The 13,495-nt window shown below is 66.1% G+C and carries 13 protein-coding genes and 2 pseudogenes; 11 read left to right on the top strand and 4 right to left on the bottom strand.

Going from position 1 to position 13,495, the window contains the following annotated elements:
- Nucleotides 1-142 (top strand): annotated as a pseudogene (locus QOJ24_RS10865) (thiolase family protein); the annotation flags it as partial.
- Nucleotides 143-164: 22 nt separating this feature from the next.
- Nucleotides 165-1,685 carry a class I adenylate-forming enzyme family protein gene (locus QOJ24_RS10860; RefSeq protein WP_526260998.1) on the top strand — a complete coding sequence of 507 codons (1,521 nt, stop codon included), beginning with the start codon at nt 165-167 and terminating at the stop codon, nt 1,683-1,685.
- Here QOJ24_RS10860 and QOJ24_RS10855 read toward each other — a convergent pair.
- Nucleotides 1,682-2,173, bottom strand: coding sequence for a CAP domain-containing protein (locus QOJ24_RS10855; RefSeq protein ID WP_526260997.1), 492 nt, complete (start codon nt 2,171-2,173; stop codon nt 1,682-1,684). The genes QOJ24_RS10860 and QOJ24_RS10855 overlap by 4 nt on opposite strands.
- A gap of 66 nt (nt 2,174-2,239) precedes the next feature.
- On the opposite strand from QOJ24_RS10855, the gene QOJ24_RS10850 reads away from it, so the two are divergent.
- Nucleotides 2,240-2,599: a DUF732 domain-containing protein gene (locus tag QOJ24_RS10850; RefSeq protein ID WP_526260996.1), complete on the top strand. Its 360-nt coding sequence runs from the start codon at nt 2,240-2,242 to the stop codon at nt 2,597-2,599.
- Here QOJ24_RS10850 and QOJ24_RS10845 read toward each other — a convergent pair.
- Together QOJ24_RS10845 and QOJ24_RS10840 are read right to left on the bottom strand one after the other, a co-directional pair.
- The gene (locus tag QOJ24_RS10845) at nt 2,578-3,855 is read right to left on the bottom strand and encodes a TetR/AcrR family transcriptional regulator (protein WP_526260995.1); all 1,278 of its coding nucleotides are present in this window, start codon (nt 3,853-3,855) and stop codon (nt 2,578-2,580) included. The genes QOJ24_RS10850 and QOJ24_RS10845 overlap by 22 nt on opposite strands.
- Nucleotides 3,852-4,166 (bottom strand): acyl-CoA synthetase, encoded by a 315-nt coding sequence (locus tag QOJ24_RS10840; RefSeq protein WP_526260994.1) that lies wholly within the window; start codon nt 4,164-4,166, stop codon nt 3,852-3,854. The genes QOJ24_RS10845 and QOJ24_RS10840 overlap by 4 nt, the downstream gene beginning before the upstream one ends.
- Nucleotides 4,167-4,269: 103 nt before the next feature.
- On the opposite strand from QOJ24_RS10840, the gene QOJ24_RS10835 reads away from it, so the two are divergent.
- From QOJ24_RS10835 to QOJ24_RS10815, 5 genes are all read left to right on the top strand, one after another.
- Nucleotides 4,270-5,448 carry an amidohydrolase family protein gene (locus QOJ24_RS10835; RefSeq protein WP_526260993.1) on the top strand — a complete coding sequence of 393 codons (1,179 nt, stop codon included), beginning with the start codon at nt 4,270-4,272 and terminating at the stop codon, nt 5,446-5,448.
- A 113-nt stretch (nt 5,449-5,561) separates the two neighbouring features.
- Complete coding sequence (locus QOJ24_RS10830) at nt 5,562-6,005, top strand: lipoprotein LpqH (RefSeq protein ID WP_526260992.1); 444 nt, start codon at nt 5,562-5,564, stop codon at nt 6,003-6,005.
- 83 nt (nt 6,006-6,088) lie between these two features.
- Nucleotides 6,089-6,283 carry a ferredoxin FdxE gene (fdxE, locus tag QOJ24_RS10825; RefSeq protein WP_526260991.1) on the top strand — a complete coding sequence of 65 codons (195 nt, stop codon included), beginning with the start codon at nt 6,089-6,091 and terminating at the stop codon, nt 6,281-6,283.
- Nucleotides 6,284-6,360: 77 nt separating this feature from the next.
- Nucleotides 6,361-8,622 (top strand): acyl-CoA dehydrogenase family protein, encoded by a 2,262-nt coding sequence (locus QOJ24_RS10820; RefSeq protein WP_526260990.1) that lies wholly within the window; start codon nt 6,361-6,363, stop codon nt 8,620-8,622.
- Nucleotides 8,623-8,639: 17 nt separating this feature from the next.
- A complete protein-coding gene (locus QOJ24_RS10815; protein ID WP_526260989.1) occupies nt 8,640-9,824 on the top strand; it encodes an acyl-CoA dehydrogenase family protein in 1,185 nt (394 codons plus the stop codon).
- 6 nt (nt 9,825-9,830) lie between these two features.
- Here QOJ24_RS10815 and QOJ24_RS10810 read toward each other — a convergent pair whose 3' ends face one another.
- Nucleotides 9,831-10,853 carry an acyl-CoA dehydrogenase family protein gene (locus QOJ24_RS10810; protein ID WP_526260988.1) on the bottom strand — a complete coding sequence of 341 codons (1,023 nt, stop codon included), beginning with the start codon at nt 10,851-10,853 and terminating at the stop codon, nt 9,831-9,833.
- A gap of 93 nt (nt 10,854-10,946) precedes the next feature.
- Between QOJ24_RS10810 and QOJ24_RS10805 the strand changes: the two genes are divergently transcribed.
- The 3 genes and pseudogenes from QOJ24_RS10805 to QOJ24_RS10795 form a co-directional block, all read left to right on the top strand.
- Nucleotides 10,947-12,455, top strand: coding sequence for a class I adenylate-forming enzyme family protein (locus QOJ24_RS10805; RefSeq protein WP_526260987.1), 1,509 nt, complete (start codon nt 10,947-10,949; stop codon nt 12,453-12,455).
- Between the two features lie 11 nt (nt 12,456-12,466).
- Nucleotides 12,467-13,318 (top strand): mycofactocin-coupled SDR family oxidoreductase, encoded by an 852-nt coding sequence (locus QOJ24_RS10800; protein ID WP_526260986.1) that lies wholly within the window; start codon nt 12,467-12,469, stop codon nt 13,316-13,318.
- 8 nt (nt 13,319-13,326) lie between these two features.
- Nucleotides 13,327-13,495, top strand: a pseudogene (locus tag QOJ24_RS10795) (FAS1-like dehydratase domain-containing protein); the annotation flags it as partial.

Raw genomic sequence — 13,495 nt, 5'->3', positions numbered from 1 at the left:
CGGCATGGGCTTCCTGCACGAAGCCTGTGTGCAGATGTGGGGCGACGGCGGCGACCGCCAGGTGCCCAGGACGCCGGAGGTTGTCGCGGTGGGCGTAGGCGGCGGCCCGGTGGCCGGATCGATGTTGTTGAGTAGCCGGTAGGACTGCCGTGGCCGGAGACGACATGACGCTCGGCGATGTGGTCTCTGACAATGCGATGCGCTTCCCGGACGTACCGGCGTACCGGTTGGGTTCGCGGACGGTCACCCATGCCCGGCTGCGAGACCGTGGGATGCGGTTGGTGTCGGCGATGAGAGGCGCCGGTGTGCGACGGCAGGACCGTGTCGCGGTGCTCAGCCGCAACAGCGTCGAGTTCGGTGAGGTGATGGCGGCGACTCAGCTCAGCGGAATCATCATGGCCACCGTCAACTTCCGGCTGTCGCCCGCCGAAATGCTCGGCGTGCTCGCCCGGGTGAGCCCGTCGATCGTGTTCTGTTCCGACGAATTCGCTTCGGTCATAACGGGACTGGCGCCGCAGCTGCCGTCCGCGCGGATGCTGGTGTGTTTCGGGGAATCGGCGCCCACCGGCATGGTCGATTTCGAGGAGTTCGTCGCGGGCGGAGACGACCGGCTTCCGTTCAGCTCCCGCCCCGACGACATCGCCTGCCTGCTCTTCACCAGCGGCACCACCGGTGCCTCGAAATGCTGCATCCTCGGGCACTCGGAGTTGCGGCGGGTGGCGCTCAGCATGAACGTCGAAATGCGGACCGGCAGCTCCGACCGTGTGCTGATGAACATGCCGATGTTCCACTTCGGGGCGATGGGCATCATCGGGGGGCTGCACGCCCGCGGCGGCAGTGTGGTGTTGCAGCAGCAGTTCGACGCGGCCGACGCCGTGCGGCTGATCCCCGAGTACGACGTCACGGTGTTGCACCTGGCGCCGGTGATGCTGTGGGCACTGCTCGACAAGGTGACCGATGCGAGGGCCCTGGAGAACCTGCGCACCGTCGTCTATTCGGCGGCACCGATGACCGTTCACATCCTGAAGCGGGCGCTCTCGCTGCTTCCACATGCGGGCTTCGTCAACCTGTACGGACAGACCGAGGCGATCGTGTCCGGGCTGCCACGGGAGATGCATACCGTGGACGGGTCCGACGCTTTGCGTTCGGTGGGCTTTCCCTTCCCCGGTGTGCGCGTGCGGATCGTCGGGGACGACGACCGAGAATTGCCCGTCGGCGAGCCGGGTGAGATCGTCGTCCGATCCGACTCGCTCTTCCGCGGTTATTGGAACGATCCGGCGGCCACGTTGGCCACGCTGCGAGACGGTTGGTGTCACACCGGCGACATCGGTCGGTTCGACCACCGCGGATTGCTCTACCTGGTGGATCGCAAGAAAGACATCATCATCACCGGCGGCGAGAACGTGTACTCACCGGAAGTGGAAGAGATCGTCGGCGGGCTCGACGGGGTCGCGGCGTGCGCGGTCGTCGGTGTGCCGGACCAGAAGTGGGGCGAGGCGGTCTGCGCTGTGGTAGTGCCGACGCCGAACGCGGCCCTCACGCTCCAGACGGTCCAGGACTTCGTCCGGTCCACCCTCGCCCGGTACAAGGTGCCGCGAAAACTCGTCCTTGTCGCGGAACTGCCGGTCCTGGCCAGCGGCAAAGTCGACAAGAAGCGGCTGCGTGCTGAGCTCGCGCGCGACTAACCGGGCTGGCCGTACACCGCGACCACCACGGTGCGGTCGAGGCTGTTCTCCGACCACACGCCGATAGCGAGGTTGGAGCAATCCTGCATGATCGCCCTATAAGCCGGGTTGTACCACCACTGGCCGAGGATTTCGATCCCGCTGATCGCAAGTGCGGGATTGATCGCGACGGTCTCGGAGGCCTTGCCGACGAATCCCTGGGCATTCGCCCGGTCCTGCGCTGTCGAGCCGTCCGAGCCGATGTCTCCGTCAAGCGCCCGGTTGTTGAGCACGTCGAGCGTGTGCAAGCGGGCGGCCTCTTCGAGGCGCCCGTCCAGGCGGGGCTCCTGCGGGCAGCCGTTCTGTTTCTGCGCGGTATCGATGTTGACGAACACGCTTTCGTTCAGCCGCCTGTTGTCGGCGTTCGCGGCCGGTGCGGTCATGCCGAGCGCAACCGCGGCCAACGAGGTTATCGTCAGTGCGTAGCGACCAGCCCTACTCCATGTCATGCGCGTCCCTCCAGTCTGCGAAGAGATTACCCGGTAATCAGCTAAATGAATTACGCTTTCACGTTTATGAAGATTAAGCCGTTCACCAGTGTCGCCGCTGCCGCGCTGTTCTGCGCAGGCGGGGTCTTGGCGGGCACGCCCTCCGCCTCGGCCGACGCGGTCGCGTATCTGGTCAACGTGACCGTGAAGCCGGGATACAACTTCGCCAACGCCGACCAGGCGCTCGCCTATGGCCATGGCATCTGCGACAAAATCGTTGCGGGCAGGCCGTACGCACAGCTCGTCGGCGACATCAAAGGCGACTTCAACACCAATGACGAGTTCCAGGCCTCGTACCTGATCAGCCAGGCCGCCAATGAGCTGTGCCCGGCGCAGATCTGGCAGTTGCGTAACTCCGCCGCGGGTTATGTGGCCGCACCAAGCTGACCCAGCAGCGAGCGACGCAACAACGCGACGATGACCTCGGCGGCGTGATCATCGCTGTCGCCGGCCGCAGTGGGTTCTGTCATCCGGCCGAGTGTCGCCAGAACCACTGCTGTGGCTGTGGCGATGTCCACCCCGGGCGGCAGCTTCGCGGAGCTCAACAACGCGGCCACAGCACCATGCATCGCGGCGATGCCGTCGCTGGCAGCGGCATCGGGCAGGCGCTCGGCGACGGTGCCGTCGAACCAGGCACGAATGACGCCGCTGTAAGCGCGGTGGAATCCGACGTAGCCCAGCATCCAGCGGGTGAATCGCTCGGTGGTGAGCCCTTCGGCTGCAAGACGGCTCAGCGCGGCGGCGTGGTGTTCGATTTCGACAACGGCCGTGCGGGTCAGCTCTGCCAGGATCGAATCCCTGGTGCTGAAATGCCGGTACAACGTCGCGCGGCTGACGTCCGCGGCCTCGGCGACGTCCTCCATCCGGACGGCGTAGTAGCCGCGCTCGGCGAACAGCTGTGAGCCGGCCGACAGTACGTCTTGGCGAATCGACGAGTTCGCATTTCCACCGGACGCAACGCGCACGGTCGCCGACGATCCCGGCGTGACCGACACCGCAATCGCCGCGGGGGGGAAGAGCATGGACTGCATGGCGATCGCCAGAGACCTGGAAACCACTGTGCTCGAAGGTAATCCGTACATCCCCCGATGGCGGTAGAGGTTGACCATATGGGGAATGCGCATGAGAGCGGCCGCGGCGTCGGCGAGATCGAGTCCACGCACGTCGGCCGAAAGCAGTCGCTGCGTGATCCGGCGCTTGAATTTGTCCGGCACCGATTGCGCGTCGACGACCGTCAGGCCCATCACTGTGCCCATGCCGGGGTACTCGGCGAAGACCGCAGCGTGTGCGTCATAGATGGTCGCCCAGTCGTGCATCCAGGCCTCCAGGTTGGCCAGTCCCTCCGCGGTGGGCTCGAGCGGGCCGAGGCGTTCGGCATGGTCGAGCACCGCTTGTACGGCCGTACGCGACAGTTCGCCGAAGATGGCTTCCTTGTCGGCGAAATACTGGTAAACCGTTGCCCGCGACGCTCCAGCCGACTTCGCGATCGCGTCGATCGATGTGCTGTGAAAGCCGTTCTGCAGAAAAATCTCTGCCGCGCAGGCGATTATCCGGTCGCGGGTGTACCTGCCGCGTCGGCCCACCGCGGGGTTGGCCGGCGGTGCGTAGCCCGACCGGCGCACCGTGTAGTCGGCAGCGGTCATTCTGCGGCCGGTAATGGCGGAAGGTTGCGCTTGGCCTTGCCGGGATAGCCGAAGAATTTCTCGAAGTTCGCGTCGTTGATGGGTTGCGCCGAGTTGCGGTCCGCGGCGGCGCGCAACGCCGCCAGCCGGGTACGGGCCTTCTCCAGGGCGTCGTCGTCACCGGCGTCCGCCACACGTGCAAGGGCGTCCTCGGCAGCGGCAACCTCGAGGCGAAGCCGTTCGCCTGCTTCGCCGAAGGTGAGTAGGTCGTGGTCGTCCTCGTCGAGTTTCTCGCGCGCCTTGGCCCCAGACGTGTCTTCCGCCGCCGACATGGTCCGCCTCTCACTTCTAGACAACTGTGGTCTAGATCATATACCCTGTGAGACGAACCGTCAGAAAACAAGACGAACTGTCAGAATTGCCGGGAGAGTAGCGATGCCGCTTCAGGACCATCACCAAATCGTGTCGGTCGACGACCATCTCGTCGAACATCCGCGGGTGTGGCAGGACCGACTGCCGGAAAAAATGCGGGAAGAGGGCCCGCGGATCGTCGAGATGGACGGCAAGCACCTATGGAGCTATGACGGGCAAATTTTTCCCACGATCGGCCTGAACGCCGTGGCGGGCAAGCCGCCGGAGGAATGGGGCATGGACCCGGTCCGGTACGAGGACATGATCCCCGGCTGCTACGACCCGGTTGCCCGCGTCGCCGACATGGATCTAGACGGTGTGCAGGCCGCCCTGTGCTTCCCGTCCTTTCCCGGTTTCGGCGGGGGCACCTTCCACCGCGCCACCAACAAAGACCTCGCGCTGCTGTGCGTGAAGGCGTGGAACGACTTCTACATCGATGAATGGTGCGCGACCGCTCCCGAGCGATATGTACCGCTGGCAATCCTGCCGACGTGGGACATCGACGCCTGCGTCGTGGAAGCCGAGCGGGTCGCGGCGAAGGGCGCGCGCACCGTGTCGTTCCCGGACAGCCCGGTGCCGCTTGATCTGCCGTCGTTTCACTCCGATCACTGGGACCCGCTATGGCGGGTCTGCTCGGATGCGCACATGCCGATATCGCTGCACTTCGGCTCTGGGTCCTACGTGCCCGGCTTCTCGTTCTCGTCGATGAAGCCGATCGCCGGGCAGATGGTGGCTCCTGACGCGCCGTTTGCGGTCGCCATCACCCTGTTTTCCAGCAACCTGATGTGGTCGACCGTCGATCTGCTGTTCTCCGGCAAGCTGCAACAGTTCCCGGACCTGCAGATCTCGCTTGCCGAGGGCGGCATCGGCTGGGTGCCTTACATCCTCGAACGGTCGGACTATGTCTGGGAGCGCCATCGCTACTACCAGAACATCGACTTCGACTCGCGTCCGTCGGATTTGTTCCGCAAGCACTTCTGGGGCTGCTTCATCGACGATGAGCACGGGTTGAAGAACCGGCACGACATCGGCATCGACCGCATCATGTTGGAAATCGACTTCCCCCACAGCGACTCCAACTGGCCGAACTCCCGCAAGCGAGCGGCCGAAGTGCTCGCAGGGGTGCCCGACGACGAGTGCTCGCTGATCGTCGAGGACAACGCACGCCGGATGCTCAACTTCCCCCGCCTGGCCTCAGTCTGATTTCCGTTCGAATAGGGCAGATATTTAGCGGATTACCCCTCACCGGGGGAGCTGCCCGGCTACATTCGTCCCGTGCGGGGCTGGCACGGCAGCCGAGGAATCGAGGTGCGTTCGTGGACAAGCGATTGATCGCAGGTGTCGCTGCGGTCCTGATCGCCGGCGGCACGGCGGGGTGCTCGAGCAAGGCGGAACCAGCCGCAAAGCCTCCGGGGTCCCTTCTCGCGGGAACCGCGGAAGTGAGCGTTAACGGCACCGACGTGAACACGACGAACGCGGTGAGCTGCACGACCACGGGGCCGGTGACGAATATCAAGACCGGAGACGACCAAGCCGGCACTACATCGGCGGTCAAGAGCGCCGACGGGTTGGCGGTCCCCTTCGCCCAGATAACCAATCTCGGTGGGTTCACCGGTAGCTATTGGCAGAATCTGGGGCCAACCGCGAAGGTCAGGATGACCGGCGGGACGTATGAGATCACCGGCACCGCTACAGGGTTCATCGCCGACAACCCGAGTGCACGCGCCACCGAGACGTTCACGATAAAGGTAGCCTGCTAGCCGCTTTCTCCGTTAACCTAGTTATCTATGTCAGCGACGAATTCTCACACATATCAAACGACGACAATCGTGGAGGATGACGGGTGAAGGTTCGTCTCGAACGGTCGAAGTGCGTGGGACACGCGCAGTGCTATGCGGTGGATCCGGACCTGTTCCCGATCGACGATTCGGGCTACAGCATCCTCGAGGACCACGAGGTGAAACCCGGAGACGAGGCGAATACCCGGGACGGCGTCGCCGCGTGCCCGGAACTGGCGCTCCTGCTCGAAGAGGACTGACCGGCGCACTTGCCAATCGTCGACCCTTCGGGTCAGACTAACCACATAACTAACCAAGTTAACTTTGTGGGGTGCAAATGTCGTCAGCCGATTGGCGTTCCCGGCTCGAGCGACTGATCGTTGAGCACCGCCAGGAACAGAACGAGACGTCCGCCGGGCTCGACCGCCTCGAAGCGGCCCGTGCCTGGCACGCCAAGCTCGTCGACAATGCGCTCGCCGCGCCGGGGTGGCCGAAGTCCGCCGGCGGCTTGGAACTCGCGCTCGAGGATCAACTCGACTACTACCGGATCACCACCGCCGCAGGCGCGCCCCCGCATCCCTGCCCGCTGTCGTTCATCCTCGCTCCCACCCTGATCGCACACGGCACCGCCGCCCAGAAGGAGCGGTTCCTGAGGCCCCTGTTGCGCGCCGACGAGTTCTGGTGCCAGGGATTCTCGGAACCGGGGGCCGGCAGCGACCTTGCATCGTTGGCCACCCGCGCGGTCCGCGACGGTGACGTCTACCGGGTGACCGGCCAGAAGGTCTGGACGACGATGGCCGACCGGGCCGACTGGATGTTCGCGCTGGTGCGCACGGGGCCGCCCGGGCGCAGCACCGATGGCATCACGTACTTGCTGATTCCCATGGACAGCCCCGGCATCACCGTCGCGCCGCTGCGTGACATCAGCGGCGGAACACACTTCGCCGAGGTGTTCCTCGACGACGTCGAGGTTCCTGCCGAGAATCGTGTCGGCGACGAAGGGCAGGGCTGGTCGATCATGCGGACTTCCCTGGGCCATGAGCGGGCCACCGCCTTCCTGGCCGACGAGTTCAAATACCGACGCACCGCTGACAGGGTGATCGACCTCGTGGTGTCCCAACAACTGGATATGGATCCGCACGTACGCCAGGACGTCGCCAGGCTGGAATCGGGAGTGCGCACCATCGCCGCCAACAGCGCCCGCGCTCTTGCCGCGGTGTTGCGTGGTGAGGATCCCGGCGGCGTGGCGTCGGTCAACCGACTGGTGAAATCCGAGTTCGAACAGCACATGCACGCCCTCGCGCTGCGCGCCGTCGGGCCGCACGCCCTGCTGGGCAGCCGGTCGCCCGGCGCGCTGGACAAGGGCCGATGGACGTTCGGTTACCTGATGAGCCGTGCCACCACCATCGGCGCCGGCACCGCGGAGATTCAGCGCAACACCATCGCCGAGGCAGTGCTGGGCCTGCCCTCGCATCGCGGTGAGGGTAGGCGCGCCGCGGCGGTGGTCCCCGGTGCGCCGCTGGCCGTCGCCGAAGAAGACGAACGCGAACTACGCGACGTGCTGGCGAATACGTTGGGCGCCAAAGTCGACGTGGCCGCATTGCTCGATCCAAAGCGTCCGCCGGGAGCCGTCGATGACGCCGCGTGGTCGGCGCTCGTCGAGTTCGGGTTGCCCGGTCTGGCCACCGAGGAGGCGCTCGGTGGTGCGGGCGCAAGCAGGCGACTGCTCTACGCGGCGATCGAGGAGTCGGCCAAGGCGCTCGCCGCCGTACCGCTCGTTTCGACCGTGACGGCATTGGATGTCGCCGTCTCGGTCGGCGCCAAGGCCGTGGCCCAACGCATCGCCGCGGGTTCCCCCGCCGCTTTCGCTGTTCCGCTGTGCGACTCCGGCTGGCTCACGACAGGGCAGGAGTTGCCAGAGTGGGACGGAGAGCGACTCAACGGTGTGGTGCCGGTGGTCGTCGGAGCGCCGACCGCCGAAATTCTGATGGTGCTGGCGCGCGCGGCCGGACGCGGCGACGAGGTTCTCGTGGCGGTCGACCCGACAGGCGGCGGCGTCGAGATCGTCACGCAGCAGGCGCTCGACCTCACGGCCACGGTCGGTGCACTGCGCCTGACCGATGCCGCGGGTGAAGTGCTCGCCGACGGCGATGAGTTGCGGCACGGGCTCAGACATGCCCAGTTCCAAGCGTTGCTGGCTGTGGCGTCGGATTCGATCGGCGTCGGTTCACGTGCCTTGGCGATGTCGGTGCAGTGGGCCGGTGAGCGCGAACAGTTCGGTCGCCCGATCGGCAGCTTCCAGGCGATCTCGCACCGCTGCGCGGACATCCTGGTCGCGATCGAAGGCGCCAGAAGCCAAGTGATGGCTGCGGCAGAAGCCGAAGACGCGCATGAGCACCTTGTCGACCTGGCCGCCGCCGCCGCATTCGATGCCGCGGTCTTCGCCACCCAGAGCGCGGTGCAGATTCACGGCGGCCTCGGCTTCACCTGGGAGCATCCGGTCCACCTGCTGTTGCGCCGCGCCACAGCCAACGCCGCGTCCATCGGCCGGGCCGAGGTGTTGCGCGACCGCGCGGCTGGCGCGGTCCTGAGTCGATAGGGCAACGGAGGCACACGATGGAATACGGCATGGGCGCCGAGCTGGCGGAGTTTCGCACCGAGGTGCGGGCATTCATCGCCGAGCACGCGCCGGCGATCCCGCCCAGGGCGGGTGTGCGCAGCGCCGAGAACGAGGCGGAGTTCAAGGCGTTGCAGGAGTGGAGCGGCCGTCTGTATGAGGCGGGGTACGTCGGAGCGGATTGGCCCGCGGAATACGGCGGCCGTGACGACCGGTCACCCGAACACTCGATCATCGTCGCGGAGGAACTCGCCCGTGCACAGGCGCCTGGCGCGCAGAGCGGTAGCGTGCTTGCGTCGCACGCATTGATCCATTTCGGCACGGACGAACAACGTCGGCGGCATCTCCCTGCGATCCGCGAAGGACGCGAACTGTGGTGTCAGCTGTTCAGCGAGCCGGGGGCCGGCAGCGACCTCGCATCGCTGCGCACCCGCGCCGTGCGTGACGGAGACAGATACGTCGTCGACGGCCAGAAGGTGTGGACCACCAACGGGCACTGGGCGCAATACGGATATCTCCTGGCGCGGACCGACGCCGACGCGCCGAAGCACAAGGGCATCAGCGCGTTCATCCTGGACATGTCCGCACCGGGCGTCACCGTTCGACCGCTACGCGAACTCACCGGGACGTCAGACTTCAACGAAGTGTTCTTCGACGGTGTCGAGGTTCCGGCCGCTTCGATGATCGGTGCGCCGGGTCAGGGCTGGTCGATCGCGAATGCCACGCTCGCTCACGAGCGCACCAACGTCGGCGGAATCGTGGTGAAGCTTCGACTCGCGGTCGATGCGCTGGTCGATCTCGCCCGCCGGGTCACCGTGGACGGTCGCCCCGCCATCGACAGCGATCGGGTCCGCGACCGGATCGGCGAGTTCAGCGCCGAGGTGGAGGCCTTGTCGGCGTTGACATACGCCAACCTGACCCGTTGGCTGAGCGGTCACGAGCGCATGCATGACGCGGCGATGAGCAAGCTGATGTTCAGCGAAATCAATCTGGAAATGGCGAGGTTCGCGATCGAGCTGAGCGGTGAGGCGGGCGTGCTGGTCGAGGGTGACGACAATGTCCTCGATCGCGGCAGCTGGCAGGACGAGTGGTTGTACGCCCGCGCCTACACCATCGCGGGAGGCAGTTCGGAGATCATGCGCAACCTCATCGCCGAGCGGGGATTGGGCCTGCCCCGCAAATAGATTGCGCTAGGCGGAAACCACTGCGGCGCGGTGCTCGGCCACCGATCCGTCGACGGCCTCGTCGACCTTGATGCGGCGCAAAAACAGATGCAGGTCGTGCTCCCACGTGAAACCGATGCCGCCGTGCACCTGCAGCGCGTTGCCTGCCACCCGGCTGGCCGCAGACTTCGCGTAAGCGACGGCCGCCGACGATGCGCGCGACCGGACATCGTCTGCGGCGCCGTCCAAGGACAGAGCGCCCGCCCACAGCCCCGAGCGGCCTGCCTCCACACCGACGGCCATGTCTGCGCAGTGGTGTTTGACGGCCTGGAACGAGCCGATCACCGCGCCGAACTGCTCACGCTGGCCCGCGTAGGCGACCGTCATCTCCAGCAGTCGCGCCGCGCCGCCGAGCGCGTCGAACGCGCGGTGTACGGCCAGCGCGTCGCGCACGTGCTGCAGCGTCCCGACGGGCATCCTTGCCCAGTCGAGAACCGACTCGTCGAGGCTCAACCGCGCCCAGGACCGGCTGAGGTCCAGCGTCGTCATGGGTATCAGCGTCGGGTCGCGCACCAGCGCGAGGTACTCACCGTCGTCGGTGCGTCCGACGACCGCAACGCTCGCCATGTCGGCCGCCATCGGGACCGGGCTTGTGCCACCGGTCAGCTTCAGGGCATCGCCGTCCACGGTGGCGGCAGGACCGCGGGCCAGGCCGACGCGCATTTCACCCTCGGCCGCGGCGGCGGCCTGTGGCATTTCGACACGGTAGAGCAGCCAGGCACAGATGGCCAGATCTGCGAGTGGCAACGAGCTCGCTGCGTGTCCGTGCGCCTCGCTGCACACCGCCAGGTCGACGTGCGTTCCACCGACGTCCGGGGTCAGCAGCGCCAACAATCCCGACTCCGCGGCATGCGCGACGGCAGCCGGATCGACGGTGATGGGAGCCTTGTCGAGGGTCTGCCGCACCCGCGCGATCGGATCGTTGCGGTCGAGCCATGACCGCTCCGAATCAGCGAGCTGTTCCTGTTCAGCGGTCAGTCCGAAGTCCATTCAAGACCCCCTTGAGTAAGTTGACCTAGTAAACCATGTCGACTACGTTTGACGAAACGGTTCGGGCAGGGCCTTCAGACCCAGGAAGTGGCGATGACAAGCATCCAGACGGCGCTGGGACGGCTGTGGAGTGCCCCCGACGACGCGCGGATGATTCAGCGCGACGGGCAGTGGGTGACCTGGGGTGAGGTACGGGCGCTGACCGAACGGATCGACCACGAACTCTCCTCGGCGGGCTGCGGTCCCGGTGGTCGCGTCGCCGTGGTCCTTGGCAACCGAACGGAGTCGGTCGCGGCGCTCATCGCGATCTTTCGGGCCGACCGCACGCTGGTGACGATCAGTCCACTGCAGCCGGCCGAGCGGCTCAGCGCCGATCTCGTCGCGTCCGCCGCCGACTACGTGCTTGGGCCGCAGGATCTTTGGAGCAAAGAGGTATTCGCCGACGCCGTCGCTGAACTCGGCGCCACGGCCTTCAGCGTCGATGGAACCGAGGTCGCCGTCCGCGCAAAGGCGACTCATGAACCGCGCCAAAGCAACCCGGCAATCGCCATCGAAATGCTGACGTCCGGCACGACCGGGCCCGCCAAACGGATTCCCCTGGGCCGCAGGCAGTTAGAGGTTTCATTGTCAGCGGCGCTGCAGCACAACGACCGCCCCGCGAGCCGCGACAAGCCGCCGCTGACCGGGTCCGTCGGCATGGTGACCCTGCCGATCGTGCACATCGGAGGTTTGTGGTCGCTGCTGCAGTCGCTGGTGGCCGGCCGGCCCATCGTGATGTTGGAGCGGTTCTCGCTGCCCGGCTGGCACAACGCGATCAAGGAACACAAGCCCATCCTGGTGGGCCTGCCACCGCCCGCCATCCGCGCAGTGCTCAGCTCCGAAATCCCGCGTGAGGATCTCGCCAGCGTCCGCGCCATCACCTCGGGAACAGCGCCCGTCGATCCCGCAATGGTGGATGCCTTCGTGGAGCGCTACGGCATCCCGATCTTGATCACTTACGGCGCCACCGAGTTCGCTGGCGCCGTCGCCGGTTGGACGGCGAAGGACTTCCGCGCGTCGTGGACGGAGAAGAAGGGCAGCGTCGGCCGCGCATTCCCTGGAGTCCGGCTTCAGGTGGTCGATGAGGACGGCGCGGTGCTGCCCACGGGGCAGACCGGTCGGTTGCAGGTTGCCTCTGCACAAGTGGGTGACTCGGCCGACCGCTGGGTCACGACAAGCGATCTCGCCCACATCGATGAAGACGGTTACCTCTACATCGACGGCCGTGCCGACGATGTCATCGTGCGGGGCGGGTTCAAGATCGCACCGGAGACGGTCGTGCGGGCCTTGCGTACGCACGACGCGGTCGCCGACGCCGCGGTCGCCGGGCTGGCCGACGATCGGCTGGGGCAGATTCCGATCGCCGCGGTCGAACTGAGGTCTGCGATGGCCGCAACCGGCGACGAGTTGCGGGCCCACTGCCGGGCCTCGCTGACTCCCTACGAGGTACCGGCCCAGGTGTTCGTCGTCGACGAGCTTCCGCGCGGCGCGGCGCTCAAGATCGACCGTCGTGCACTCGTCGCGACCCTCGAGAAACTCACCGCTGTAACTCATTCCGATTGAAAGGTGACGTCATGGGACGCGTACAGGACAAAGTCGTTCTGGTGACCGGAGGTGCCCGCGGTCAGGGCCGCAGCCACGCCGTGAGACTGGCCGAAGAAGGCGCGGACATCATCCTGTTCGACATCTGCCACGACATCGAGACCAATGAGTACCCGCTGGCGACGTCGCGTGATCTCGAGGAAGCCGGACTCGAGGTTGAGAAGACCGGACGCAGGGCCTACACAGCCGAAGTCGACGTGCGCGACCGGGTGGCAGTGGCCCGCGAACTCGCCAATGCGGTAGCTGAATTCGGCAAGCTAGACGTCGTCGTCGCGAATGCGGGCATCTGTCCGCTGGGTGCGAACCTGCCCGTTCAAGCCTTCGCCGACGCGTTCGACGTCGACTTCCTCGGCGTGGTCAATACTGTGCACGCTGCGCTGCCTTACCTGAAGTCCGGTGCGTCGATCATCACCACCGGTTCGATCGCCGGGCTCATCGCGTCTGCTCAGCCGCCCGGTGCCGCCGGACCCCAGGGACCCGGAGGCGCGGGCTACAGCTACGCCAAGCAGTTGGTGGATTCCTACACCCTCCAGTTGGCCGGCCAGTTGGCGCCACAATCCATCCGCGTCAACGTGATTCACCCGACGAACGTAAACACCGACATGCTCAACAGCGCGCCGATGTATCGGCAGTTCCGGCCGGACCTGGACGCTCCCACCCGCGATGACGCTCTGCTGGCGTTCCCGGCGATGCAGGCCATGCCAACGCCCTACGTGGAGGCGTCGGACATATCGAACGCCGTGTGTTTCCTGTCGTCCGACGAGTCCCGCTACGTGACCGGCCTTCAGTTCAAGGTCGACGCCGGCGCGATGCTCAAGTTCTAGGGGGATCAATGACCACTACCGAGGCGTCCGGCGCCGAGACCGCAGCAGTCGAGGGACGCATCACCGACGCGGACATCGAACGCGCGAAGGCGCAGATCGGTATCGCGGTCAACCAGCGCGACGAGGCATGGAACAAGCTGCCGAGCGCGGACGCCATCACGCATTTCGCCTTCGGCT

It is taken from the genome of Mycobacterium sp. (assembly GCF_032159775.1).
Classification (GTDB): Bacteria; Actinomycetota; Actinomycetes; order Mycobacteriales; family Mycobacteriaceae; genus Mycobacterium.
Note: the sequence above shows the minus strand (reverse complement) of the source record. Positions and strands in the feature narration are given on the sequence as shown.